22 protein-coding genes are annotated in these 25,140 nt (G+C 45.7%); 6 read left to right on the top strand and 16 right to left on the bottom strand.

The genetic code is table 11. The features are described from left to right. The first annotated feature begins 90 nt into the window (after positions 1 to 90). Positions 91 to 2,940 (top strand): ligand-binding sensor domain-containing diguanylate cyclase, encoded by a 2,850-nt coding sequence (locus tag AC0J2X_RS18880; RefSeq protein ID WP_472996309.1) that lies wholly within the window; start codon positions 91 to 93, stop codon positions 2,938 to 2,940. A gap of 195 nt (positions 2,941 to 3,135) precedes the next feature. Next, positions 3,136 to 3,768 carry an SDR family oxidoreductase gene (locus AC0J2X_RS18875; protein ID WP_014949222.1) on the top strand — a complete coding sequence of 211 codons (633 nt, stop codon included), beginning with the start codon at positions 3,136 to 3,138 and terminating at the stop codon, positions 3,766 to 3,768. A 185-nt stretch (positions 3,769 to 3,953) separates the two neighbouring features. On the opposite strand, the gene AC0J2X_RS18870 is transcribed toward AC0J2X_RS18875, so the two are convergent. The 14 genes from AC0J2X_RS18870 to yceD form a co-directional block, all read right to left on the bottom strand. Next, a complete protein-coding gene (locus AC0J2X_RS18870; RefSeq protein WP_472996308.1) occupies positions 3,954 to 4,511 on the bottom strand; it encodes a pyridoxamine 5'-phosphate oxidase family protein in 558 nt (185 codons plus the stop codon). A 36-nt stretch (positions 4,512 to 4,547) separates the two neighbouring features. After that, positions 4,548 to 5,330, bottom strand: coding sequence for a TatD family hydrolase (locus AC0J2X_RS18865; protein WP_252118338.1), 783 nt, complete (start codon positions 5,328 to 5,330; stop codon positions 4,548 to 4,550). Between the two features lie 63 nt (positions 5,331 to 5,393). Next, positions 5,394 to 6,281, bottom strand: coding sequence for a DNA polymerase III subunit delta' (holB, locus tag AC0J2X_RS18860; protein WP_014979119.1), 888 nt, complete (start codon positions 6,279 to 6,281; stop codon positions 5,394 to 5,396). Beyond that, positions 6,281 to 6,931 (bottom strand): dTMP kinase, encoded by a 651-nt coding sequence (tmk, locus tag AC0J2X_RS18855; RefSeq protein WP_075176430.1) that lies wholly within the window; start codon positions 6,929 to 6,931, stop codon positions 6,281 to 6,283. Before tmk ends, holB begins: the two co-directional genes overlap by 1 nt. 59 nt (positions 6,932 to 6,990) lie before the next feature. Continuing rightward, a complete protein-coding gene (gene mltG / locus AC0J2X_RS18850) occupies positions 6,991 to 8,010 on the bottom strand; it encodes an endolytic transglycosylase MltG (RefSeq protein ID WP_472996307.1) in 1,020 nt (339 codons plus the stop codon). A gap of 113 nt (positions 8,011 to 8,123) precedes the next feature. Then, the gene (gene pabC / locus AC0J2X_RS18845; protein ID WP_014949216.1) at positions 8,124 to 8,975 is read right to left on the bottom strand and encodes an aminodeoxychorismate lyase; all 852 of its coding nucleotides are present in this window, start codon (positions 8,973 to 8,975) and stop codon (positions 8,124 to 8,126) included. Between the two features lie 221 nt (positions 8,976 to 9,196). Further along, positions 9,197 to 10,435 carry a beta-ketoacyl-ACP synthase II gene (gene fabF / locus AC0J2X_RS18840; RefSeq protein WP_318487114.1) on the bottom strand — a complete coding sequence of 413 codons (1,239 nt, stop codon included), beginning with the start codon at positions 10,433 to 10,435 and terminating at the stop codon, positions 9,197 to 9,199. An 80-nt stretch (positions 10,436 to 10,515) separates the two neighbouring features. Then, positions 10,516 to 10,755: an acyl carrier protein gene (gene acpP, locus AC0J2X_RS18835; RefSeq protein WP_012518211.1), complete on the bottom strand. Its 240-nt coding sequence runs from the start codon at positions 10,753 to 10,755 to the stop codon at positions 10,516 to 10,518. A gap of 199 nt (positions 10,756 to 10,954) precedes the next feature. Beyond that, the gene (gene fabG, locus AC0J2X_RS18830; RefSeq protein ID WP_014976326.1) at positions 10,955 to 11,695 is read right to left on the bottom strand and encodes a 3-oxoacyl-ACP reductase FabG; all 741 of its coding nucleotides are present in this window, start codon (positions 11,693 to 11,695) and stop codon (positions 10,955 to 10,957) included. 9 nt (positions 11,696 to 11,704) lie between these two features. Further along, complete coding sequence (gene fabD, locus AC0J2X_RS18825; RefSeq protein WP_014949213.1) at positions 11,705 to 12,634, bottom strand: ACP S-malonyltransferase; 930 nt, start codon at positions 12,632 to 12,634, stop codon at positions 11,705 to 11,707. 100 nt (positions 12,635 to 12,734) lie between these two features. Then, positions 12,735 to 13,700 carry a beta-ketoacyl-ACP synthase III gene (locus tag AC0J2X_RS18820; RefSeq protein ID WP_014949212.1) on the bottom strand — a complete coding sequence of 322 codons (966 nt, stop codon included), beginning with the start codon at positions 13,698 to 13,700 and terminating at the stop codon, positions 12,735 to 12,737. Further along, entirely contained in the window at positions 13,697 to 14,722 is a 1,026-nt protein-coding gene (gene plsX / locus AC0J2X_RS18815) for a phosphate acyltransferase PlsX (RefSeq protein ID WP_039229654.1), read from the bottom strand. Before plsX ends, AC0J2X_RS18820 begins: the two co-directional genes overlap by 4 nt. A gap of 15 nt (positions 14,723 to 14,737) precedes the next feature. Continuing rightward, on the bottom strand, positions 14,738 to 14,908 hold the full coding sequence (gene rpmF / locus AC0J2X_RS18810; protein WP_012518206.1) for a 50S ribosomal protein L32: 171 nt from the start codon (positions 14,906 to 14,908) through the stop codon (positions 14,738 to 14,740). Positions 14,909 to 14,911: 3 nt separating this feature from the next. Further along, the gene (gene yceD / locus AC0J2X_RS18805; RefSeq protein WP_014976324.1) at positions 14,912 to 15,445 is read right to left on the bottom strand and encodes a 23S rRNA accumulation protein YceD; all 534 of its coding nucleotides are present in this window, start codon (positions 15,443 to 15,445) and stop codon (positions 14,912 to 14,914) included. Positions 15,446 to 15,598: 153 nt separating this feature from the next. Between yceD and AC0J2X_RS18800 the strand changes: the two genes are divergently transcribed. Beyond that, a complete protein-coding gene (locus AC0J2X_RS18800; RefSeq protein WP_472996306.1) occupies positions 15,599 to 16,219 on the top strand; it encodes a Maf family protein in 621 nt (206 codons plus the stop codon). 51 nt (positions 16,220 to 16,270) lie between these two features. Here AC0J2X_RS18800 and AC0J2X_RS18795 read toward each other — a convergent pair whose 3' ends face one another. Then, positions 16,271 to 16,978, bottom strand: a complete 708-nt coding sequence (locus tag AC0J2X_RS18795; protein ID WP_014979113.1) for an HAD family hydrolase — start codon at positions 16,976 to 16,978, stop codon at positions 16,271 to 16,273. A 3-nt stretch (positions 16,979 to 16,981) separates the two neighbouring features. Beyond that, positions 16,982 to 17,923: a 23S rRNA pseudouridine(955/2504/2580) synthase RluC gene (gene rluC, locus AC0J2X_RS18790; protein WP_014979112.1), complete on the bottom strand. Its 942-nt coding sequence runs from the start codon at positions 17,921 to 17,923 to the stop codon at positions 16,982 to 16,984. 841 nt (positions 17,924 to 18,764) lie between these two features. Between rluC and rne the strand changes: the two genes are divergently transcribed. The 3 genes from rne to AC0J2X_RS18775 all read left to right on the top strand — a co-directional run bounded on the left by rne (position 18,765) and on the right by AC0J2X_RS18775 (position 25,140). Continuing rightward, positions 18,765 to 22,115 (top strand): ribonuclease E, encoded by a 3,351-nt coding sequence (rne, locus tag AC0J2X_RS18785; RefSeq protein WP_472996305.1) that lies wholly within the window; start codon positions 18,765 to 18,767, stop codon positions 22,113 to 22,115. Positions 22,116 to 22,221: 106 nt separating this feature from the next. After that, positions 22,222 to 23,364, top strand: a complete 1,143-nt coding sequence (locus AC0J2X_RS18780) for an oxidoreductase family protein (protein WP_472996304.1) — start codon at positions 22,222 to 22,224, stop codon at positions 23,362 to 23,364. 204 nt (positions 23,365 to 23,568) lie between these two features. Beyond that, positions 23,569 to 25,140: a sensor histidine kinase gene (locus tag AC0J2X_RS18775; RefSeq protein WP_472996303.1), complete on the top strand. Its 1,572-nt coding sequence runs from the start codon at positions 23,569 to 23,571 to the stop codon at positions 25,138 to 25,140.

The following is a 25,140-nucleotide window of genomic DNA, read 5'->3' as shown; positions in this document are numbered from 1 at the left end:
TTGGTACTTTCGCTTTTCATAGTTTTTACTGCAACTTGCAGCCTACCTGCACGCGCGAAACCTATTGCCCCAGCGTTTCACTCCTACAATATGGATAGTGGTATCGCCCACGTATCCATTTCAGATATTGCGGAAGATAAGTATGGTTTTCTGTGGTTGGCATCGCAGTCTGGTGTCGATAAATTTGACGGCTATACATTTCGAAACTTCGGCTTGTGGGGTGAAGACAAGTCAACAGGCCTCCAGACCCTGTTCGCCCTTCAGATAGAGGCAAGCTTAGACGGTCAATACCTGTGGGTGGGGACATACAGCGGGCTGAGCCGTATAGATGTTGATACTGAGTCGTTCAAGCACTACACGTTACCGGCGTCAGAGCCTTTCAATAAACAGGTAATTAATAGGATCAAGACCACCCACAATGGCCAGCTTTGGATAGTCTCTGAGCGAAACCTTTACACATACTCTCCAGAATCAGACAGTGTAGAACTGGTCAGCTACCTTCCCAGTACCACGAGTACGCTGACAGACATAGAACTTATCGGTAACACGCTTTATGTCACTTCCACCTCGGGCCTTTATAAACTTGATCCGTTTAAGAAGTCTCTTGAGTTAGTGGCTTTTGAAAACATGAACTTTACTCGACTGGTGGCAGCAGAAAAATCTCGATTCTGGTTGGGCACCGCTACCCACGGCGCATGTTTGTTCAATCCCGACGAACAAAGCACTACCATCGACAAAAGCTGTACCTCTGAAACTCACGGATTATCTGATAACTACGTTACAGACATCTTATTAAAGGACAACGGTGATATATGGGTTTCTACTCAGCGTGGGCTGAATATTTTAGCGTCACATAACCCCAACTCTGTGCTACGTGCACCGATTAACGAGAAAGATGCGGCCAAAGAGAGAATTTCAAGCCTTTATCAAACGAAAGCTGGGCTGGTTGTCGTTGGCACCAGAGACGATGGGTTTGCGATCAGTAACCCTCTGCTTAGCAACTTCTACTCTCAGGAAATAGGCGAAGGACGAATCATTTCCTCTTTATCGAATTACAAAGATAACCAAGTATGGGTAGCGAACGAAAAGGGCCTTTGGCTTTACAACACAATAAGTAAAACTCAACAAGGCCCATTTACTTCCAATGGTGCATTTGCGAGTAGCGAAGACACTAACGATAAGCTGTTGAGCGTGTTTTATCATACGAAAAGCGATGCATTATGGGTAACCACACGCACAGGCCTCGCCAAACTAAACCCTCAGACCAGAAACCTAGAATTTGTTGCGCTGAATGGTAAGTCGGGTTACAGCATTAATATCGACGATGACGGAGACATTTGGTATGGCGGCTACAGCGATGGGCTGTTTGTATATCGCCCGTCAGAAGATAGGGTAATAAAGCAATGGCCATTGTCGCTGACAACGAGAATTGTTTTGGACGACAATGAAAACGCATGGTTAAGTACGGTATCCGGTTTATTTGTTGCGAATAAACTGACTGGAGACTTGACCAGCGTCAGTGAGTTTACGGACAAGATATCAGATCAAACTGTAGTGACGTGGATTTCTCAGTCAAAACGCGGTGGTTATTGGATTGGAACGCAAGCAGCTGGACTCTTCTTTATGTCTAAAGAAGGCAGTGATTTGTCAACGATTAAAGTGACACAAATTAAGCCTGAAAGTCGATTGAGCAATGTATCCATCGGGGCAATTGTTGAAGATGATGAATATGGGCTTTGGATCTCTACAATTGAAGGGATTGCGTATTTAGCACCTGACTTGTCTACCCTTTCTTATTTCGGTGCAGAAAACGGCGCACTGTCTACGGGTTACTATATTGGCTCTGTCACCGTAACTGAAAATAACACAATAATGTTTGGTGGAGCGGAAGGCGTAACACAATTTACTCCTTCACAAGTGGCAAATGTAAAGTGGTCACCTGGAGTGCACCTCACAAACGTTGAAACGGTGAGTAGGAACGAGCAAAACGGAACAACCTATCAGCAAAGACAGCGCCTAGACGAGGTAATCGAACTTAAACATAATGATATTGCGCTCACGATTGAATTTGCCGCCACTGATTATATGAATGCAAACGAACTTACGTATGCCTATAAACTCGCTGACTTTGAGAACAGCTGGCGCTTTACTGACTACAAGACAAGAACGGCCACCTACACCAACTTGGACCCAGGACGCTACCGCTTCACTGTTAAAGCTATAAATCAAGAGAATGAATGGAGCACCAATGCAGCGCAACTTGAAATAGTTGTAGTTCCACCATGGTGGGATAAGCCTATATGGCGTGTGGCGATTACCCTGCTAGGCATGCTGTTGATTTCATCGATGGTGTGGCTGAGGATAGCATCGTTGAAAAAGCGCTCTGCTGAACTTGCACTAAAAGTTGAGGAAAAAACCCGAGACTTAGAGGCGGTCGTAGAAAAGTTAACGCAGCTTTCAACTCAGGACGCATTGACGGGTCTCAAAAATCGTCGCTACTTTACACAAAGAGCCAAGGCAGCATGGCAAAATTATAAACGCCATAATCATACTTTCTCCTTGCTAATTGTTGATATTGATTTCTTCAAGCGTATTAACGATGAATACGGTCATCATGTGGGTGACACAGTACTGGTCAAAATAGCTAGGATCCTGGAAGATAGTTTAAGAGAAAGTGACGTTATTGCGCGATGGGGCGGTGAGGAGTTTCTTATATTGCTGCCTTCATTAAAGGTACAAGAAGCATTTTGGGTGGCAGAAAAGCTACGTAAAACTGTCGCGGATTACGAAATCGATGCTCCCCCCTACTCTGTATCGGCTACCATAACCTGTGGTGTAGCGGATATACGAGATTACGATAGCGTCGAGGCTTGCATCCACGCCATCGATAAAAAGCTATATGTCGGCAAAGAATCAGGCCGAAATGCGGTGATAAAATAGCCGCTGGCTGATCATCGTACCCTTTAGTTTCTCTTCCCCCCATTGCATTGCCGTTTAAATGGCAATGCATGCAGGCAAACGTTTTGTCATGCATTTTATCGCAGTAATTGATCGCTTTCCTTTTTACCCGCCTATGTATTGTGAATTCTTAAGTAGCTTAAGATGAGCGAAATCACCCACAAGGAGGATGAAAACATGGCAAATGTATTAGTAATCGGCGCTTCAGGCCAAATTGGTAAGCAAGCAACAGTGAAATTGTTGGATGCTGGTCACAAAGTCGTAGCGCCAGTAAGAAGCCCAGACAAACTGTCAGATATCCAAAATGCCAACCTCACAGTGGTTGAGCAGGATTTAGAAAAAGATTTTTCAGCACACTTTGAAGGTGTGGACGTTGCGGTATTCACAGCAGGTTCAGGCGGTAGCACTGGCGCAGATAAAACACTTATGATTGATCTTTGGGCGGCCCGCAACGCGGTTAACTATGCAAAAGCGGCGGGGACACCCAAATTTGTTATGGTTAGTTCTATTGGTGCAGACGATCCTGACGCCGTGGAGTCAGCAATAAAACCATATTTGGTTGCCAAACACATGGCCGACGAGCATTTAATTAATAGCGGCTTACATCACGTAATTCTTCGACCTGGCACTTTATTAAATGAACCGGGCACGCATTTAGTACGAACCGATATGCCAAGCAATAGGGACGATGCTGTAATACCAAGAGAAGATGTAGCGACAGCTATTGTCGAAAGCGTTGCAAGAGAAAGTAATGCTGACTTGATCACCTATTTATTTAAAGGTGATACACCAATTTCCCATATTTTCTAGGTGATCGACTTTTCTAGGTGAGCGACGCCCTCTCATTTGCCAATGCGTTATCGCGTCTATTTAAGCTAGAGAGGGCTTACTTTTTGCTTAGGTCGCCGGTTTGTATACTGCTGACTTAGGTGGTGCCCAGAATAGGCAGTATCATGCACTCAATATGTGCCTACTTAGAGACTAGAGGTGGTTACCTACGGTATCAATGACTGGCTAACCCAGTTGCCATTTCCGTCTTTTTGATGCCACTCTCGACTTTGAGGGTTACCTCTCAAATTCAGGTAATCTACGCTATCAATAGCCAGCATGATCACGCAAAAGTGAGGTGGAACTACACCAAAATCCCCTTCAACCTGTAGTGCCGAACCATCGTTTCTTGGCGTGCCGGGCTCGCCCCACAAAAACTGCTTTTTGCCTGCATCTGACAATTTATTCCAGTGCTGAGTAACTAAGTCAGCATCTTGATGTAACGTTATTATTGCTGCAGTACAAGAGAAGCGATATTGCTCCCTGGTTTTAGAAAAATACCAACAAACCTGCGAGTGAGGATTCTGGCCAAGCTGGTCATATTTATCTGAGCGGGTGTCAGAAATAACCACCAGTTGGTTGTCGTCGGTGATCCCTCTAAAAACCACGGTACGGCAGTACGGTACACCACTACCGTCCACAGTAGCTAACTGAAAGTAACGACTTTCTGGCATACTGCGGGTTTGGTGAAGACTCTTTGTCAACCCTTGTCGCCACTGGGGCATAACCACCTCCGAGAGTAAAATCGCCTATACTTACCGCTACGCGGCTTTCTTCTTCGCAGCTAAAGAAAACAGGGAGTAGAAGTTTTGCGTGGTAATTTTCGCTAGTTCTTTTACCGTCACGCCTTTAAGCTCAGCAATAAATTCTGCCACTTCTACCACGTAACCTGGTTGGTTTTGTTTACCTCGATGTGGAACTGGCGCAAGCCATGGTGAGTCAGTTTCAATAAGTAGTCGCTCTAAAGGGATCGCTTTTACCACTTCACGCAATTCATCTGCTGAATTAAAGGTTACGATGCCTGAAATAGAGATATAGAAGTCCATCTCTATTGCTGCCAGCGCCATGTCTAATGACTCAGTAAAGCAATGCAAAACACCTTTGGTGTGCGCAGCTTTGTGTTGGCGGAGTAAGTTAATGGTGTCTTCCCTTGCATCCCGCGTATGAATAATTAACGGCTTTTTAGTTTCGTTAGCTACTTTGATGTGGTCGACGAAAGACGTTAGCTGGACTTCTTTACTTTCCGGACTATAAAAATAGTCCAGCCCAGTTTCGCCAATGGCTACCACTTCTTCACGCTGCGCCTTCTCTAACAGTTCTTCATAGCTACATGCTTCATCTTGATGTAGTGGGTGCACACCACAAGATACTGATACATCTTCAAACTGACTTACAGCTGCTAACATGCTGTCGTAATCACCAACAGATACGCACACACAAAGGAAGTGTTCAACACCTCGGGTTCTTGCGAAATTTAAGGTTTCAGCCAGCTCTTCTGGCCCTTGCTTAAGTCGGTCTAAGTGACAATGAGAATCTACGAACAAACTACACCTGTTTTAAAAAATTGCTGTTAGACAAAAGGGCTTCGACAAGCCAGCGTTTGCCTATTAACGTTGAAATTGCTTTAGTAACCCAAAAAGTACCATTGATTTGTTAACACCTGCGTGCTGCAGCGTTCTTACCGCATCAACACACGCTTCATAGCGTTTAAAATCAACAGCCTGTTGACGTTTTATGTATTCGTCATGGGCCATCTGTTGACACCACAATGCGATTTGAGGCGCATTGTCCTGCCACTTATTCGCAAGCGTTTGTACTTGCAAATTTGCATCGCCTGCTAAGAGCGCTTGCATACCATCGCTAAAATTGCGATAGCTAATGTCTTCTTCACCACTGAGGGCCTCTTCTACGCGAAGAGGAGCATAGCCATAAGCTGCCAGTAACGCTTCGCTTGCATCTTCTACGCCCTTAGCGTTTAAGTAGTTCAAACTATCTGACACTGACGGGAGTGAGAGTATCTGCCGTTCACATCGACTTAATATGGTCGGCATAATTTTATTGATACTGTCAGTGATCAGCAGCAAGAAGGTATTATTTGTGGGTTCTTCTAAGGTTTTCAACAGTGCATTAGCTGCCGCTTCCGTCATGGTATCGGCACGGGGAATCAACAACACTTTATTGCCCCCCATTTGCGCAGTACCTGATAGCTTACCAATGCCCTCGCGAATTTTATCCACACCTAACTGCTTTTCACTTTCTAAAACATGAAAGTCTGGGTGGTTTCCAGCTTGCCTCAAATGGCAACTTTGACACTGTTCACATGGCCCATTTATGCTTGGCTGCTTACACAATAGCGCATTGCTTAACCCTAACGCGAGTTGGTATTTTCCAATTCCCTTTGGCCCTGTCAGCAATAAACCATGGTGTAGTTTCTTTGCCATATATCGCGACAGTAACGTCGAGAACGTTGTAGCAAACCAAGGCATTACTTGCATTAACCTTTCCCCTGCTGGCTTTTGCTACTTGTGTTCGTCACATAGTCATTGATAATCGCAATCACGTCTTGATGAACCTTTTCCATAGGCTGCATTGCACTGACCACGACGATAGATTCATCTTGCTTAGCAAGAGACAAGTATTTTGCACGAGTTCGTTCGAAAAAGGCGAGCCCCGCTTGCTCAATGCGGTCAAGCTCCCCTCGCCCACGGGCGCGCTCTAGTCCAACCGCAGGCTCGACATCCAGATATAAAGTTAAATCTGGCTTAAACCCTTTAAGGGCGATATCGCTGATGGCCGACATTGTTTTTCCACTGACGCCCCGACCACCGCCTTGATAGGCTTGAGATGACAGGTCGTGTCTGTCACCTACCACCCACGCACCAGCATCAAGTGAAGGTAAGATTTTATTGGTCAGTAATTGCACACGAGCCGCATACATAAGAAGTAGTTCAGTCTCCTCACTCACGGTCTCATCCCAGTCGTGTTTTACACATTCTCGAATGGCTTCTGCCATCGGTGTGCCGCCTGGCTCACGAGTTTGCTCAACGCGCTTTCCTGCACCTTTTAATGCTTGAACAATCAGCCCAATCACTGAGCTTTTTCCTGCCCCTTCAAGGCCTTCAACTACAATAAACTTTCCGCGCATTACTTTTTAAACTCTGTTTTTATTTAGCTATAACGTATCGGTTGTCTGCATCAATACGGCTATCGTTTTAACTGGTATTTTCGCACAGCTGCATTGTGTTCAGCTAGTGTCGTAGAAAATTGATGGCTGCCATCGCCCTTCGCCACAAAATAGAGTGCATCCGTTGTCAGTGGGTGCAACGCAGCGTGAATGGCGGCCTTGCCTGCCATCGCGATAGGCGTAGGTGGAAGCCCTTTAATAACATAGGTATTGTAAGGCGTTGCTGTTCGCAGGTGCTTACGGGTAATGTTTCCGTCAAACGTAGGACCGATACCATAAATCACGGTGGGATCAGTTTGAAGACGCATATTTCTGTTTAGCCTATTGACGAAAACGCCTGAAATCATGTCACGTTCCGCAGGCACAGCCGTTTCTTTTTCAATGATACTCGCCAAGATAAGAGCCTCGTAAGGTGTGGCTAACGGCAGTTCGGCATCCCGTAACTCCCATTCGCTAGAGACAAAGTCAATTAGCGCGCGGTGTGCTCTTTTCAATACCTCGCTTGCGGTTGTGCCTTTGGTAAAGAAATACGTATCAGCCAAATATACGCCCTCTGTCTGCGAAACGTTTTCGCAACACCAATCTACGCCATTATCCTGAGTGAGCTGGTTTAATTTCCCTTCGTTTAAATCAAACATCAAATCAGTGTTTTGTTTAAGCGCCTCAAGCCACTGTGCAAGGGTTAGCCCTTCGACTAAACTCACTGCGAAGAGATGCTCATCGCCCTCAGTAAACAAGGTAAACACATCTACTAGTGACTGCCCTGGGCGCAGCATGTAGGTGCCAGACTTAACAGACGTACTGCCTGCAAAGAATTTGAGCCACACCTTAGCAACAAAGGGCGACACATCGGTCATGCCTATTTTACGCAAGTGTTTCACGGTACGATAAGCGTTACTGCCGCTCTCTATCGTAAATAAGGTTTCACTTTTTAATGCTAGTTCATCGGTAACCTTGCTCGAGACATACATTACGCCAGAGGCTGCCCCAACAACGGCAAGCATGAAAAGAGATAATAGAATAACAATTACCCGCTTCATGCTTGAACTTCCCCTTTCTTCATTGCTTTACATTCCATTTTATTTCTTTTTACTACTAATCTGGTGAAGCTCGTAAAACGTTGACGAACCCCGTTGTGAGAAGTGCGTTTTAGTTAATTTTGAAGCGCAGTCTGAAGCCGTGTCTTTAGCGCTACAATCGCATCGCTTCTTACATCAAAATCGACATAAGAGAAATCCGGCATTTGTATTTTCTGTACCGGCATTACGCCCATTAGTGCATTGGTAATTACCACTGCACTCGCTTTTCGCAAATAAGAAAGGTCATATTCCCCCACGTGAAGCGAACAATTGTCGTTTAACAGCGAATCAATAAGACACTGCCTGACTACGCCATTGACACCGCTTCCCTTCAAAGACGGGGTATACCATTGTTCATTGAGGTAGAAAAATACATTGCCAGCACTCGCTTCAATAATGTTATCTTGGGTATCGCAAACAATAGCATCGTGTACGCCAGCGTCGTCTACTTCGTGCTTAATTAAGACTTGTTCTAGCCTGTTCATATGCTTTACACCCGCAAGCAATGGTTGAATGGCTAACCGCGTTTGAGCGCATATTACCGTTGCACCTTCATTCGCAAGACTATCGTAATGGACAGGGTAAGGGTGCTGGCTAAATCTGACTAATGCTTCACTGTCTTCGCTTCGCGCATACCCCCTTCCGGCTTGACCTCCCGACACGTGAACTTTTAGCACATATTTTGGAGAAGCGTTATCACCTGAACCGCTCTTTATCGTCTTAACCTGTTCAGCAATTGCGGCTTCAAGCGCGCGGATATCAATATTGAGCTTGATGGCTGCCGCATCGTGCTCTAAACGTGAAATATGATAAGGCAATAATTCTACTTGATGTTCACTTACCAACAATGTGGTAAACACACCGTCGCCATAATTAAACGCCCTGTCACTTGATGAAATAGGCGTAGCGCTAGGAATAATTCTCACTGCCTACTCTTGTTCGCCGTTATTGTGGTTGTTGGAAGTATACCAACTTGCGTTGGTCAGACAACGTCTAGCTGAATTGATTTGGCTGTAGCTGTGCTCAAAGAGACCTGAGTTTTATGATATTTACTGTGAGATTTAACTGTATAAACAACAAAAGGCAGCCGAAGCTGCCTTTTAAATATACGTGAGGTTCACTTAAACCGCGTTAATTACACGCCGTATTAGATACGCTTGAAAATCAATGAACCGTTTGTACCGCCAAACCCGAATGAGTTACACAGCGCGTAGTCTTCATTGAATGCTTTGGCTTTGTGTGCAACAAAGTCTAAGTCGCAGCCCTCACCTGGCTCATCCAAGTTAATGGTTGGCGGAGCCATTTTGTCACGCAGTGCCAAAATAGTGAAAATTGCCTCAACTGAACCGGCGGCCCCTAGCAAATGGCCTGTCATTGACTTAGTAGAGCTAACAAGAAGCTTGTGAGCATGGTCATTGAACACGCGTTTCACTGCCGCTACTTCCGCAATGTCACCTGCAGGCGTAGACGTACCATGTGCGTTAACATAGCCAATTTCACTTGCATCCATTTGGGCATCGTTTATCGCGTTTTGCATAGATGCAGCTGCACCTTCGCCATCTTCGGGTGGAGAAGTCATGTGGTATGCGTCGCCGCTCATGCCAAAACCAACCAGTTCTGCATAAATGGTCGCGCCACGCGCTTTTGCAGCTTCGTATTCTTCTAGCATTACCACGCCAGCGCCCTCACCCATGACAAAACCATCGCGGTCTTTATCCCATGGGCGGCTTGCTGCTTGTGGGTTGTCGTTGCGAGATGACAACGCACGTGCTGCGGCAAAACCAGCCATGCCTAGCGGAGTAATAGACGCTTCTGCGCCTCCGGCCAACATGGCATCAGCATCGCCATAAGCAATTGTTCTTGCGGCAATACCAATGTTATGAACGCCTGTTGTACAAGCAGTCACAACGTTTAAATTCGGTCCTTTCAACCCTTCCATGATAGACAAAAAGCCTGAGATCATGTTGGTAATGGTTGAAGGTACAAAAAATGGCGATACGCGCTTAGGACCGCTATTTGTCAGTTTCAAATGGTTTTGTTCAATTTGTTCTAAACCACCAATACCTGAACCAATAGCTACACCTACACGATGCGCATTATTTTGTGAAATAGTTAAACCAGAATCGACCAAGGCTTGCTTGCCTGCTGCTATACCCAGCTGGATAAAGCGGTCCATTTTCTTGGTTTCTTTCTTTTCAATGTATTCCTGCGGATCAAAATCATTAATTTGACCTGCGAAACGGGTTGAATAGTTACTACAATCGAAATGGGTGATTTCACCGATGCCGCTTTCGCCCGCGAGCAATTTGCGCCATGTGTCTTCGCTATTAAGACCTAATGGTGAAAGCATTCCAAGACCAGTAACCACTACGCGACGTTTTGTCACAAAAAGCCCTCGCTTTGGAACTAAGGTAGGAGATACAAAAACGGCTCTGTTAGAAGAGCCGTTTTGTCGCTACTTAAGACTTAAGCGTCTTTGTTAGCGTTGATGTAATCAATTGCTGATTGAACAGTAGTAATTTTTTCTGCTTCTTCGTCAGGAATTTCAGTATCGAATTCTTCTTCCAAAGCCATTACTAGCTCAACAGTGTCAAGTGAATCAGCGCCTAAATCGTCAACGAATGAAGCTTCAGCTTTTACTTCTTCTTCTTTCACGCCAAGTTGTTCAACGATGATTTTCTTAACGCGTTCTTCAATGTTACTCATAATTCTAGGTTTCCCTTAAACGTCACTAGATAATAAAAGTGCCGCTAGTTTATTTTGCAAGGTGCATCCTTGCAAGCACCAGTTTAAACAAATTTTCTGGTCAAACCAGCGACATTCGAAATTCGTAAAATACTATTTTTACATCCAAGTTCGGGTAAATACCACCCCAAACTAAGGAAAATTCGCAATTTTTGCGAATTTACCCCATATACATACCACCATTTACATGGATAGTTTCGCCTGTAATATAGGCTGCACCATCGCTTACTAAAAAGGCAACAGTGGCTGCAATTTCATCAGGCTCGCCTAATCGGTTAGCCGGAATATCTTTGAAAATGGCTTCTTTTTGGTCATCAGTCAGCGCTTTTGTCATATCGGTATCGATAAAACCAGGCGCTACAACGTTGATGGTAATACCACGAGAAGCCACTTCACGCGCCATTGATTTAGAAAAACCAATGACCCCTGCTTTCGCTGCAGCATAGTTTGCCTGTCCGGCATTACCTGCACTGCCCACCACTGAACCAATGTTCACGATGCGACCAAAACGCTTCTTCATCATACCGCGAAGTACCGCTTTTGACAGTGTGAAAATTGAGGTTAAGTTAGTGTCGATAATATCCTGCCACTCGTCATCTTTCATGCGCATTAGCAGATTATCACGTGTGATACCGGCATTATTGACCAAGATATCGATACCACCATGTGCTTCATTGATCGCTTTAATCGTGGTATCTACGCTTTCTTTGTCGGTGACATTTAGCGCAAAGCCCTTGCCGCCGAATTCAGAAAGATAATCGCTAATTGCTTGTGCACCATTTTCACTGGTTGCTGTGCCGATAACCGTAGCACCTTGCTGTGCAAGCTGCGTAGCAATCGCTTTGCCTATACCTCGGCTTGCGCCGGTAACAAGCGCAATTTTACCGTCTAATTGACTCATTGCGTTTCCTTATTGTTTTAATGCTTCAACACCATCAGGTGTGTTAACTGCAAGAGATTCTAGGCTCTTGTCGATACGTTTGTTCAATCCAGTAAGTACTTTACCAGGACCTACTTCAATAACGCGCTCAACGCCCGCTGCCGCCAAGTATTCAACAGTACGCGTCCATTGAACGGGGCAATATAGTTGTCTTACTAATGCGTTCTTGATTGCATCACCTTGGGTTTCAATAGTGACATCAACATTATTCACGATATTGATTGCAGGCTCATTAACGTTCAATGACGATAACGCGTCTTCTAACTTGTCTGCTGCAGGACGCATTAACTCACAGTGTGAAGGAACGCTTACCGCAAGAGGAAGTGCGCGCTTAGCGCCCGCTTCTTTACACGCATTAGCAGCTTGCTCGGCGGCGTTCTTTTCCCCTGCAATAACCACTTGGCCTGGAGAGTTAAAGTTAACTGGTGCAACCACATCGCCTGTAGCAATAGCAGTTTGCTGACAAATATCCGCAATGGCGGCATCGTCTAATCCGATAATGGCATACATGGCACCCGCACCTGCTGGTACAGCTTCTTGCATGTATTTACCACGGGCTTCCACAAGCTTGATAGCATCAGCAAAATCCATGGCGCCGCCACATACTAATGCTGAGTACTCACCAAGGCTGTGACCCGCTAGGTAATCTACATCGATGCCCTGCTCGCGAATAACACGCCAAATTGCTACGCTAGCAGCAAGCAACGCTGGTTGAGTGATATGGGTTTCGTTAAGTTTACCGTCTGTATCATTTTGGACTAAATCCCACAGATCGTAGCCGAGCGCGTCAGAGGCTTCTTTAAACGTTGCTTCGATAATCGGAGAAGTCTCAGCAAGTTCCTTTAGCATACCTACGCTTTGAGAACCTTGTCCTGGAAATACACAGGCTGTCTTTGTCATGTCGATTCCTTATTATTTTTAATTTACTAGAAGCGAGAAAACGTCGGAGTTGGAGTGCCCCTTAACGAGGCAAATATCACCAAGGCAAATATCTGCAAGGCTAATAGCGTACAAGCGCCGATGCCCAAGCAAATCCGCCTCCGAATGCTTCTAGTAATAAATGCTGTCCGCGTTGAATGCGCCCGTCTCTGATAGCTGTATCAAGCGCTGTAGGCACAGTAGCAGCAGAGGTATTACCATACTGCTCTAACGTAAGCACTACTTGATCAAGAGACATATTCAGCTTTTTAGCTGTCGCTTTAATAATTCTAAAGTTTGCTTGGTGAGGTACTAACCAGTCAAGATCAGATTTTTGCATACCGTTGGCAGCAAGGGTTTGTTCTACCACTTCTGAAAGCTTGGTTACCGCAACCTTAAAGACTTCATTACCACGCATCACACCCCAGTTCTCGTGAACCGACTGCTCGTCACCTCGGGTTGGATTACCCACGTAAAGCAAATCACCGTGAGAGCCTGATGCATTGATATGTGTCGAAAGAATGCCAGGTTCATCGCTAGCTTCAATAATCGTTGCACCCGCTGCATCGCCAAACAAGATAACCATGGTTCTATCTTCAGGGTTTATCAAACGGCTTAAACAGTCGGTACCGACAACAAGAATACGTTTCGCCATTCCCGACTTAATGTATTGATCGGCAACACTTAACGCGTAGCAGTAACCTGCACATGCAGCAGCTACGTCAAAGGCAGGGATACCGTCAATATCAAGAATGCGTTGAATTTCACATGCTGTGCTTGGAAGCGCATAGCGACCACTTGTGGTAGCGCACACAATCATGTCGATAGATTTCGGGTCAATGCCAGCCATCTCAATGGCTTTCTTACTGGCTTCTGCCCCCATGGTAGCAGCGGTTTCATCTGCTCCAATAATACGTCGCTCTTTTATCCCGGTACGGTCAGTGATCCATTCGTCACTGGTGTCCACCATTTGCTCTAAATCTGCGTTTGTACGCACGTCGCTGGGATAATAGCTACCTGTTCCTATAAAGCGTGAATATTTGCTCAAAGCTGCTCCAACAATACCGTTTCTATCTTTGTCTTTATCTTTTCAGGTAAATGCATCTTTGCTTCTTTCATTGCTTGCACGATGGCGTAATAAAAGGCGTCTTTTTGTGCATTTCCGTGACTCTTGATAACAATGCCGCGCAATCCTATCAGACTCGCACCGTTATACTGGTCGGGGTTCACGCTGTTATAGATAGATTTCAGTAATGGGAAGGCAATTTTTGCCAATAATCGGGTATAAAAGTTCTTCTGTGACTGGCGTTTTACTTCGTTTATCACTAACTTAGCCAGCCCTTCGCTCGATTTAAGCGCTACATTTCCGGTAAAACCGTCTGTTACCACTACATCGGCATGATCGGTGAAAATGTCGTCGCCTTCTACATAACCAATATAGTTTATGCCTGGCGCATCTTTAAAAAGCTGATCGGCAGATTTTACCTGCGCGTTACCTTTAATATCTTCTTCGCCCACGTTCAACAAGGCAACTCTTGGCGATTCAATCCCCGCCACCTCTTGTGCAAGCACTGAACCCATAACACCGTACTGGAAAAGTATTTCAGGCGTACAGTTCACGTTTGCGCCTAAATCCAAAAGAAATACGTTATGGTGCCCTGTCGTAGGCATCATATTAATAAGTGCGGGCCTATCAATGCCTGACAAGGTTTTAAGCAAATAGAACGATAAGGTAAGCAGTGCACCGGTATTACCTGCGCTTACGCATGCGTCAGCCTCGCCACTTTCGACAAGCTCAATTACGCGACGCATAGAAGAATCTTTTTTGTTTCGTAGCGCTGACGTTGGCGCTTCGCCCATCTCAACCACTTGTGAGCAATGCACAATAGTAACGCGGTTGCGTTCAGCGTTGGTAAGGGGCTGTATACCTGCTTTGATGGTATCTTCATCACCGCATAACGTGAAGTGCACGTCTGGGTGAAGTTGAATAGCCTTTACGGCAGCGGGAAGGATAACAGGGGGACCATGATCGCCCCCCATGATATCTAACGCGATGGTTAGTTTAGACAAAATGTAGTCGCCGTATTACGCGCCGATTACTTTCTTGCCTTTGTAATAACCGTCAGCGGTCACGTGGTGACGACGGTGAGTTTCGCCCGACGTTGAATCGACAGACAAAGTCGCGCCTGTCAATGCATCGTGTGAGCGACGCATACCGCGCTTAGAACGCGTTTTACGATTTTGTTGTACTGCCATAACTTACTCCTGGTCTCGCTTAAGTTCTTTCAAAACCGCGAAAGGGTTTTGTCGCTCTTGTTCCGGTTCAATCTTTCCAAACGACATATCGTCTTGCTTCACTGTACACTCCGACTCTGCATGAAGGGGCACAATTGGCAAAGATAACAGTAGCTCGTCTTCAAAAATTTGAAGCAGATTAACTTCTCCGTGGTCGTTGACCTCTACCGGTTCGTAAGCCTCGGGAATGATGTCATCGCTTTCCTGTTCTTCTCCCTGCACTGGAGTAAAACAGAATTCCGCTTCCACGGGATAATCGAGTTCACCATTACACCTTTGACAGATAAGTGTTACCTGCGTGGCTAAATGGCCGTGAAAGACAGTAAGACCCTGCGCGTCTTTTTCGAACTGTACTTCTGCGTCCACATAGTCATTGCATCGGACAACTGCTTCACTCAATCGTTCCATATCTTTAGACGCAATCACGCCCCGGTAATCGGAACGTTTCATGGCACTTTTAGTCGGTTCAACCGAATGAGGGAGTTTCACTTTCTGCATAGGGCGCGCATGATATAGGGTCAACCCCTTCCTGTCAAAGCAAAATTGCGTTTTAACCTACAATAAAACGCTGTATGTGGTACGCAGTGATAATGTAACATTGTACTACTAACTGAAAGTACGCAACATATTGATTTTATAAAAGGAGTAATTGTGGCCTCCCTTGTTCTAGCCTCATCATCGCAATACCGAAAAATGTTACTCGCCAACATTGGTATTCAGGTAGACAACCACGCACCAGATATTGACGAAACGCCCTTTGCGAACGAAAGCCCTACTGCATTGAGTTTACGTTTAGCCGAACAAAAGGCGCACAAGGTTGCCGCTGAATTAGAAAAGGTAAATAGCGACACCATTATTATTGGTAGCGATCAAGTAGCTTTGGTACAAACCGATGCAGGCCCGCAGCTACTTGGCAAGCCTGGCACGTCAGAAAATGCAGTAAACCAGCTAATGGCATGCCAAGGTAAGCAAGTGTCATTTTATACTGCACTTTGCCTTCACCAACCTAGCGCCAATAAAACGATAACGCAGGTAGATGAAACACGCGTTTTCTTTCGGCATAACAGTGAAACTGCCATTCGCGCCTATGTAGATAAAGAGCAACCATTCGATTGCGCCGGCAGTTTTAAAAGCGAAGGTTTGGGTGTATTACTGTTCGATAAAATAGAAAGCCGCGACCCTAACAGTTTAATCGGTCTTCCGATAATGCTGCTGAATGAATTACTGGGCGCACACTTCGATGTCGATTTATTAGCAATGGCTGCACAGTAAGCCACTAATTCTGTCAGAGCAGTTGTATCAAAGCAGTGCTACAAACCAGCGCTATTTGAATAGCGCTGTTTCTAGTTCACTTATAGAGTGTACAAGTGCTACAGGTAACAACGCTTCTAAATGAACCTGCGCATGTACACCGTATGACACACCTATCCTATCCATACCAATCGTTTTCGCCATTTGCATGTCGTAGGTTGTGTCACCAATCATAACGGCGTCTTCTATTTTTACACTAAGTTCATCAAGTAACTGTAGCAGCATGTCGGGCGAAGGCTTAGATTCTGCCTCATCGGCGGTACGTGACGCACTAAAGAAAGGACCCGTCCCTGTTTGTGCCCACGCTCGATCAAGACCGCGGCGCGCTTTACCTGTCGCAACGGCCAATGTGCATCCCGCTTCTTTCAAATTGCTAAGTAACTGTTCAACGCCATCAAACAAAGGACACGGCGTTGTATCGCGAGTGACAAATGCCTCTTTATAGGCGGCGACTAAACGCTCGGCTAACTCATCGTCTTTGATATTAAAAAGCTGTTTAATGGCAGGCTTTAAACTTATACCAATAATGTGACCTACTTCGTCGTAGGTAGGAACAGGCATATCACACTGCTTTGCAGCAAGCTGCATGCAGCTAACAATTTTTGCCGCCGAATCCATGAGCGTGCCATCCCAATCGAAGATAACAAGTTTGTACTTAGGCAGTGTTTTATCTAACGAAATGAAAGGCTGTGTTTCCACAGCCTGTTTTTTTGAATGCATAACTTACAGCGCTTTAAGTGTATTTGAGAGAGTGTCGTCTAATGGCGCGGTAAATGTTACGCGCTCTTCAGTCGCTGGGTGCAGCAGTGAAATACTGCGCGCGTGAAGGAACAGTCTGTTCAGTCCTTTTTGGCGCATTGCCGCGTCGAAATCCGCATCACCGTATTTTGGGTCACAAGCAATAGGATGACCCGCATGCAAACAGTGAACGCGAATTTGGTGGGTTCTACCTGTAATAGGCGACGCTTCAACCAAGGTTGCACCCGCGTATTCCTCTAATATGCGATAGCGAGTTTCTGACGGTTTCCCATCGTCGCTTACACTTACCATGCGCTCACCCGATTGCAGCACATTTTTACGAAGCGGCGCTTTAACTTTAAATCGGGTTTTAGGCCACTCACCTGCAACTAGCGCATTATATCGCTTGTCCATTTTGCCAGTGCGAAGCTGCTCATGCATGTGGCGAAGGGCAGAACGTTTTTTAGCAATTAAAATGCAGCCCGACGTGTCACGGTCTAATCGGTGTACCAATTCCATAAATTTGGCATCGGGACGCAAGGCTCTTAAGCCTTCGATTAAACCAAAACTCAAGCCACTTCCTCCATGAACTGCCATTCCCGATGGCTTGTTGATAACAAGTATACGGTCGTCCTCGAAAAGGATATGCGACTCTAATGATGCAATTTTATCGAGCTTTGGCGATGGCGCAGGCGCACCTTCCGACACGCGAACCGGTGGAATTCTGATTAAATCGTCGGCTTGTAACTTATATTCAGGCTTAACACGACCTTTATTCACCCGCACTTCACCTTTGCGCAAAATGCGATAAATCATGCTTTTCGGCACACCTTTTAGCTGGGTGCGCAAAAAATTATCGATACGTTGACCAGCCAAGTCGGCTTCAACCGTTACAAAACGTACTTTTTGGGGAGCTTCTTCTTTCATAGAAGCATTATACCCTATTGCAAAGTGCCCAACATACTGAAAGTTACGTTTTACTAAATAATTATTATATCAGCGCTTAGCTAGGACTTAGAAAACCCACCTTTGCGCATACTTTTTATCCAAAGCGCATGTTTTCTGTATTTAACATCTCAATTTATGGGATTTATTCATTCGCTTTCCTTGCTAAAATTTGACTTTTAGTGCGATAATTATCGATGTTTTTAACACGATTAAATTCACGTAAAAAGAAAGGTGTGGAACAGGCATTTCGTTGCCGCACTTTAACAATGTGAAACACAGCGTTATAAAAACAACAACAAGACCGAAAATCAGCACGCATCTGAGTGTGTTGTTTTAACTTGTAAACGATAAAAGCATGGTTTGAGCGTCGGTGACATCAGCAATGATAAGTGTTCGATGAAATAACACATTCATACCGACCCCGCGAGAGAGGCAACGACTACACTGCCGTAAAAAGCGAGGCCATGCTTGCGAACATAAAATAAGTTTGCCGTTTAGCTAACAGAATTAAATGACAATTGAGTGGCAAAAATGATGCCGCTTGAAAAAATGAAATGAGTAATAAGGGCTAGTCGCTCCCGACATCCTTAAAGCAGTGTGAACATGAATGCATCTGTACGATTATACGTGTCAATTCACGATCGTATGGGTTTGCGCTTAAGATAAAGGCGCTTGTTTATTCGCGTGAGTGTTTGCCCACCAGGGATAATGCGACGTTACAACAAGGTCCCCGTCCAGCCGTGAGGTTGCACGGTGAGGGTTTGCACATGTCACTTTAATTTTGTGTCTTAACGGCTGTACGAAAACAGAGTTAGATACAATGAAAAGAATGTTAATTAATGCAACTCAGCAAGAAGAGTTGCGCGTTGCTCTTGTCGATGGGCAACGGTTGTATGATTTAGATATAGAAAGTCCAGGACACGAGCAGAAAAAAGCGAACATTTACAAAGGTAAAATTACCCGCGTTGAACCCAGCTTAGAAGCTGCTTTTGTTGACTACGGTGCAGAGCGCCATGGCTTCCTACCCCTCAAAGAAATTGCCCGCACTTACTTCCCTAAAGGTTACAAATTCGAAGGCCGCCCTAACATCAAAGATGTGATTAAAGAAGGCCAAGAAGTAATTGTTCAAATTGATAAAGAAGAGCGCGGTCAAAAAGGCGCTGCATTAACTACATTCTTATCGCTTGCAGGCAGTTACCTCGTACTTATGCCAAACAACCCTCGCGCTGGCGGTATTTCACGCCGAATAGAGGGCGACGAGCGTACAGAGCTTAAAGAGTCACTAAGCAAATTGGACCTTCCTGAAGGTATGGGTTTGATTGTTCGCACTGCGGGCGTTGGCAAATCTTACGAAGAGCTAGAATGGGATTTAAAAGTCTTGCTTACCCATTGGGAAGCTATCTCTAGCGTTGCTGAAGAACGTGAAGCCCCTTTCTTGATTCACCAGGAAAGTAACGTAATTGTTCGTGCTATCCGCGACTACCTACGTCGCGATATTGGCGAAATCCTTATCGATAAAACCAGTATTTATGAGCAAGCTTTACAGCACATTCAATTAGTACGCCCTGACTTTGCAAATCGCGTAAAGCTCTATCGTGGTGAAGTGCCGTTATTTAGTCACTACCAAATCGAAAGCCAAATTGAGTCTGCATTCCAACGCGAAGTGCGTTTGCCTTCTGGCGGCTCAATTGTTATCGACCCAACAGAAGCACTAACCTCTATAGATATTAACTCTGCCCGTGCAACAAAAGGTGGTGATATTGAAGAGACAGCGCTTAACACAAACCTAGAAGCGGCGGACGAGATTGCCCGTCAACTGCGTCTTCGTGACCTAGGTGGATTGGTTGTAATCGACTTCATTGATATGACGCCAGTACGTCACCAACGTGAAGTTGAAAACCGCATGAAAGACGCGGTGAGAAGCGACAGAGCACGAGTGCAATTGGGTCGCATTTCTCGCTTTGGCCTTTTGGAAATGTCTCGCCAGCGTTTACGCCCTTCTTTAGGCGAATCAGCGCATCACGTGTGTCCTCGCTGTTCTGGTCACGGTACCATTCGTGGCACTGAGTCTTTGGCACTGTCTATTCTTCGTATTTTGGAAGAAGAGAGCATTAAAGAAAACACAGGGCAAATTGAAGCACAGTTGCCTGTTCCAGTTGCGACTTATTTACTTAACGAAAAGCGTAAGTCTATTCAGCTTCTAGAAAAGCGCCACGGTGTTGACTTGTTACTTATTCCTAACGCGAATCTAGATACACCGCACTACCAGGTATTACGCAGACGTCCAGATGACGTTATATCTGAAGCGAGTTACGACGTAGAGTTAATGCCTGCGGTAGAAGCTGAGACGGAAACAACGACTTCTGCACCGGTTAAGCGCGAAGAGCCAGCACTGAAAGGCCTTGTTGCACCAACGGCTGCACCTGTAGTTGCGCCAAAAGAAGAAACAGCAAAGAAAGCCGACGATGTACCTTCACTATTTGCCCGATTTGGCAAATGGATTAGTGATTTATTCGGTAGCGAAAGCGAAGAAGAAACTAATAAAGACAAGAAGCCACAGTCTGGTAATAAAAATAGAAACAACCGCAGCCGCAATAATGACGACCGTCGCCGCAAGCCGCGCAACAAGAACAATCGTCGTGGCAATCAGTCTCAAGGTAAAGACCAGAACCGCGATGGTGAGCAGCAGGATAATCGCAAACCGCGCGGCGATCAGCAGCGAGACCAGCGTCAAGATCAAGATGATAAGCGCAATAACAAAGGTCGTAAGCCTCGTAAGGCACAGCAACCACGCGATGAGCAACAAAAGCCTAAGCACGAAAAGCAAGATGGCGAGCAGCAAGAAAACCAAGCACAGAAGAAGCGTGAAGTTGCTGAACGTAGAAAACGTCGTGATAAACGCCGCAGCGTTCGTGTGAAGAAAGATGACAACGCGGTGAATACTGCTGAACAAAGCGAAGCGCAGGCCACACCAGTAGCCAAAGAAGCGCCAGTGCAGCACAAAGCTAAAGCTGACGCCAAGCCTAAAGCGCCGAAAGCAGAGTCACCGGTTGAAAACACTGCTGAACAGAAGAAGGATGAGCAAAAGCCAGCCGCCAAAGCCGCGCAAAAGCCAGCGGATAAACCTGCTGAAGCGAAGCCAGTATCGGATGCAGTTAAGGGTGAAGATGACTCATCAGCGGTAACTAGTGATTCCGTTAACGGCACTGATGCAAATACCGACGCTAACAGTGAAGAGCATGGTCAAAAACGTGAAGGCCGTGGCCGTTCACGCCGCTCTCCACGTCACGTTCGTGCGGCTGGTCAGCGTCGTAAGAAAGAGTCGCAGCAAGTTGACGATTCAGACACGCAAGCTAAACAGCCTGGTGAGTTGTCACCGCAGCAGCCAGAAGCAGAAGTTGAAGCGACAGCTAAGACAGATGCACCTGTTGTCGAAGAAACACAAGCAAAAGAGCCTGGGCAACTAGCGCCAGCTGAAGAGCAACCTGTTTCTAAGCAAGAGAAAGCAAAGCTTGACGTTGAAGCCGTTCAGGACGAACTTCAGTTTGATGCAGAACCTTCAGCGGATGCAGAGCCGTCAGCGAACGATAAACCTTCGGAAGCTGTAGACTCAACTGATGAAGTAACGTCAGCAGACGATAACGCGACAACTGAAGCTAAACCGGCTAAAGAAGCTCAAACTTCAGTGCAAGAAAGCAACGTTGAAGAAACGGCTCCGGCAGCACAAACGGAACCGGCAGTTCAAGCTAAAACAACGCAAGCTGATACGGCGCCAGAAGCTAAAGACGAAGCAACAGCATCGCCAGAGCAAGTTGAAATAAACTTGGCTGACGCACCTGTAGTTGCAGAACCAGAAGCACAGGTACAAGAAGCGAAAGCAGATACGCCAGCGGCTAAAGAAAAAGCTGAAACAACAGCAGCGCCTTCTTCGAGCCTAGCAGCGAGTGGCAAAGGAAAGCGTGGTGCATCGCACCCTATGGCATTGCCTGCAGCAGTAAACGACGCATTTGTTGATGTAGCGCTTACCGCTAAAGCTGACGACACACGACCTGCACTCGCAGTATCGGGTAAAACTGCAGCGATGTCGCACGTAACGTCACGTGCATCAGCAGTAACAACGCTTCCTCAGTCGGTAGATGACGTTGCCGAAGTAGCAGCAGTGGCTGAATAATTTTCAGTCGCTATTGCACTACTAGCTAATTGACGTAAAAGCCGCTTTCGAGCGGCTTTTTTGTTTGTTAGTGTACGTTTAACATCGAGTCCGAGTTGAGAATAAAATGTCAGATACGGTAAACCAGCAGTATATAGATTGGTTAAGCCAAGTATGTAACGCGAAAGTATTAGACACACAAATGATTCAACCTCTTTGGAGTGGCTACGGAGCGTGCTTTCGTGCCACTTTGGGCTATCCTAATAATACTTTTTCAAAGAACCAGGACGAGAGAAGCCCTTTCCAAGAAAGCCAGTATCACCAAGCTCAACAAAACCCACTTGGCGCGCAACAAGGTGGAGACGAAGCAGCGCTAAAAGTAGTTGTGAAATGCGCCACTCCGCCACACAGGCTCTCACACCCTAAAGGCTGGAATGGTGAAGCTAGCCACAACCGTAAGTGCCAATCTTTTAAGGTAGAGAACTGTTTTTATAGCGACGTTCAAGTCCAAACCGATGCGTCGTGCCGTACAGCTAAATACTTAGGGCACAGCCAACAGGGCGAAGCCTCCCTTCTTGTTATGGAAGACTTAGCACACAGCGGCTATTCTCGCACGGCCTCTTCACTTACCGCTGAGCAATGCATCACTGTTCTAAAATGGCTTGCCAACTTTCATGCACGCTTTGTCAATGTAAGAGATGAATTTGATAGCCAAAGTTTACAATTATGGCCTGAAGGCACTTATTGGCACTTGGCAACCCGTGAAGATGAGTTCAACGCCATGTCGGATGGATTACTAAAGCAACATGCTGTCGATATATCTACCACGTTAGGCAACGCTCACTATCACACTTTGGTGCACGGCGATGCTAAAGTGGCTAACTTTTGTTTTACCGAAGATTTTTCTGACTGTGCAGCTGTCGACTTTCAGTACGTGGGTTATGGCGCAGGCATAAAGGACGTGGCGTATTTTTTGGGCAGTGCACTATCAACCCAAACCCACATGAAGCATCGTGATGCACTGCTCAATACCTACTTTCAAGCGCTCGAAGATGCGCTACACACTCGATTGGCTAACAATGATAGCTCGGCTTGTTTCAAGCGTGCTGATATTGCGCTTATCATTGCTGAATGGAAGTACCTGTACCCCTTCGCCTGCGCTGACTTTTATCGGTTCTTAGCGGGTTGGAGCCCCAAACACTGGAAAATAGATGAAGAGCTCCAATATCAAACAGATATTGCCTTGTCTATTCTTGAGCGCACGGCTTAAACGATTACGTTTTCATAGTGATCACGACTTTTATGAACGTACTTTTCTCTCTCTCGCCCTTTTTTACGTTCTATTTTTACACCAATTCAGACGACATGTCGCTGGTAGCCCATCTGCTCAGACTTACTATTTTATTGCCGTGAAACTGCACCATTAAATTACGTTTAGCGTATATAGTGACAAATAATCATAACGCTGCTGCCAATGTACAAACGTAAACTCTACCTTTTTGGGCTACTTTCCACTTTTATTCTGTTGATTGCTTTAGCCAGTGCAGCCGTATCTGCGCATTTAACGCGCACTAACTTAGCGCAAGCTCAACTCGCTCAATCCCTGCTGTCAGAGCACCAGCAGTTATCAAGTATTTCCTACAGGCTTTTCAAACAGCTAACCGATGAGCTTATTTTTGGCAAGAATGCGAACCAAGCGAAAGTGAGAAACAAACAACAACAAATAGAAAACTCGTTGAACCGTATAAAATCTCTGGAACTTGCCCAACGCGAAGCACTAGGGCTTGAGGCAACATTAGGAAGTGTTGAAGATACCGATGAACTTGAAGCGCTGATTCAAGGCATTGTGGAAGAGTTTAGAGCTATTGCGCTAAGTAATGACAGTACTCCACTTAATCAACAGCAGCGCCTTCAAACATTACTTGAAGTAACTATCGACAACCAGTTTAGGGAGGCCATCAACTCTGCAGTAAACCGCCAAACAGGCGTTGTATCGCGCATTAACGCTAGCATTGAAACGCTAAACAGCAGCATTGTGTGGTTTACTATCAGTTTAGGCCTTATCACCTGTCCTTTCATTCTGCTGGGTTGTTATTGGCTATTCAATGCCCTGTATCAGCCGCTTACAGTTATTCGCACGGGTACCGATGCCATTGCCTCGGGAAACTACCACTATCGATTGCCTGAAACCCTGGATAGCGAATTTACTGACTTGGTCAAAGCACTAAATTCGATGATAGCGCGACTACAAGAACACGAAGACCAGGCTGATGCCCATCGTAAGCACTTAGAGTTTGAAGTGGAGAGCCGAACCCGGGCTTTAAAAGAAGCCAACAATAAACTCACTCAGCTGGACGCAAAGCGCCGACAATTTATGGCTGATGTAAGTCACGAATTGCGCACGCCGTTAACCATTATTCGTGGCGAAGCGCAGGTAACCCTTAGGCAGGCTGCGGCTAGCAACGAGATTTATAAAGAAACGCTAGAAACCATACTTGAGCAAGCCGTGAACTTAAGTAAGTTGGTTGATGATTTGCTGCTGCTAGCGCGTGCCGAGATGCACGAATTTACTGTAGATCTGGTTAAATCTGACTTACATAACCTTCTTACACAAAATATGGCGTTATGGCAAAAGCTCACAAAGCCAAGAGACTTAGATCTTAAATGGCTTGCCAATATTGAGGTCCAAGTGCTCATCGACAAAGACAGAATTGCGCAGGTACTGACCATCCTTATCGAAAACGCGCACAAATATTCTTATCCCGATACGCCCATTGTGCTGCGCGTTGAGAGCGAAGGCCCGAATATCAATGTATCGGTCATTGATAGCGGTGAAGGCATTTCTTCAAGTGATTTGCAGCACGTTTTTGAACGCTTCGTTAGGTTAAAGCGCAAAGGCAATGGAATGGGGCTAGGTTTGTCTATCGCTAAAGCGATAGCAGAAGCCCACCGCGGTACATTGAGTGCGCATTCCACATTAGGTAAAGGCTCGCAGTTCACGTTGACGCTGCCAGTTTTACAAGACCATGCGACGTCCTTAGATTAA

The sequence above is a fragment of the Alteromonas sp. R7 genome (assembly GCF_055755235.1).
This window is presented reverse-complemented; position numbering and strand designations above follow the sequence as displayed.

Coding starts and splice junctions, on each gene's coding strand:
- AC0J2X_RS18880 (WP_472996309.1), top strand. CDS start 91: ATGGATAGTGGTATCGCCCACGTATCCATTTCAGATATTGCGGAAGAT.
- AC0J2X_RS18875 (WP_014949222.1), top strand. CDS start 3,136: ATGGCAAATGTATTAGTAATCGGCGCTTCAGGCCAAATTGGTAAGCAA.
- AC0J2X_RS18870 (WP_472996308.1), bottom strand. CDS start 4,511: ATGCCCCAGTGGCGACAAGGGTTGACAAAGAGTCTTCACCAAACCCGC.
- holB (WP_014979119.1), bottom strand. CDS start 6,281: ATGCAAGTAATGCCTTGGTTTGCTACAACGTTCTCGACGTTACTGTCG.
- tmk (WP_075176430.1), bottom strand. CDS start 6,931: ATGCGCGGAAAGTTTATTGTAGTTGAAGGCCTTGAAGGGGCAGGAAAA.
- mltG (WP_472996307.1), bottom strand. CDS start 8,010: ATGAAGCGGGTAATTGTTATTCTATTATCTCTTTTCATGCTTGCCGTT.
- acpP (WP_012518211.1), bottom strand. CDS start 10,755: ATGAGTAACATTGAAGAACGCGTTAAGAAAATCATCGTTGAACAACTT.
- fabG (WP_014976326.1), bottom strand. CDS start 11,695: ATGAGTCAATTAGACGGTAAAATTGCGCTTGTTACCGGCGCAAGCCGA.
- fabD (WP_014949213.1), bottom strand. CDS start 12,634: ATGACAAAGACAGCCTGTGTATTTCCAGGACAAGGTTCTCAAAGCGTA.
- rpmF (WP_012518206.1), bottom strand. CDS start 14,908: ATGGCAGTACAACAAAATCGTAAAACGCGTTCTAAGCGCGGTATGCGT.
- yceD (WP_014976324.1), bottom strand. CDS start 15,445: ATGCAGAAAGTGAAACTCCCTCATTCGGTTGAACCGACTAAAAGTGCC.
- AC0J2X_RS18795 (WP_014979113.1), bottom strand. CDS start 16,978: ATGCATTCAAAAAAACAGGCTGTGGAAACACAGCCTTTCATTTCGTTA.
- rluC (WP_014979112.1), bottom strand. CDS start 17,923: ATGAAAGAAGAAGCTCCCCAAAAAGTACGTTTTGTAACGGTTGAAGCC.
- rne (WP_472996305.1), top strand. CDS start 18,765: ATGAAAAGAATGTTAATTAATGCAACTCAGCAAGAAGAGTTGCGCGTT.
- AC0J2X_RS18780 (WP_472996304.1), top strand. CDS start 22,222: ATGTCAGATACGGTAAACCAGCAGTATATAGATTGGTTAAGCCAAGTA.
- AC0J2X_RS18775 (WP_472996303.1), top strand. CDS start 23,569: ATGTACAAACGTAAACTCTACCTTTTTGGGCTACTTTCCACTTTTATT.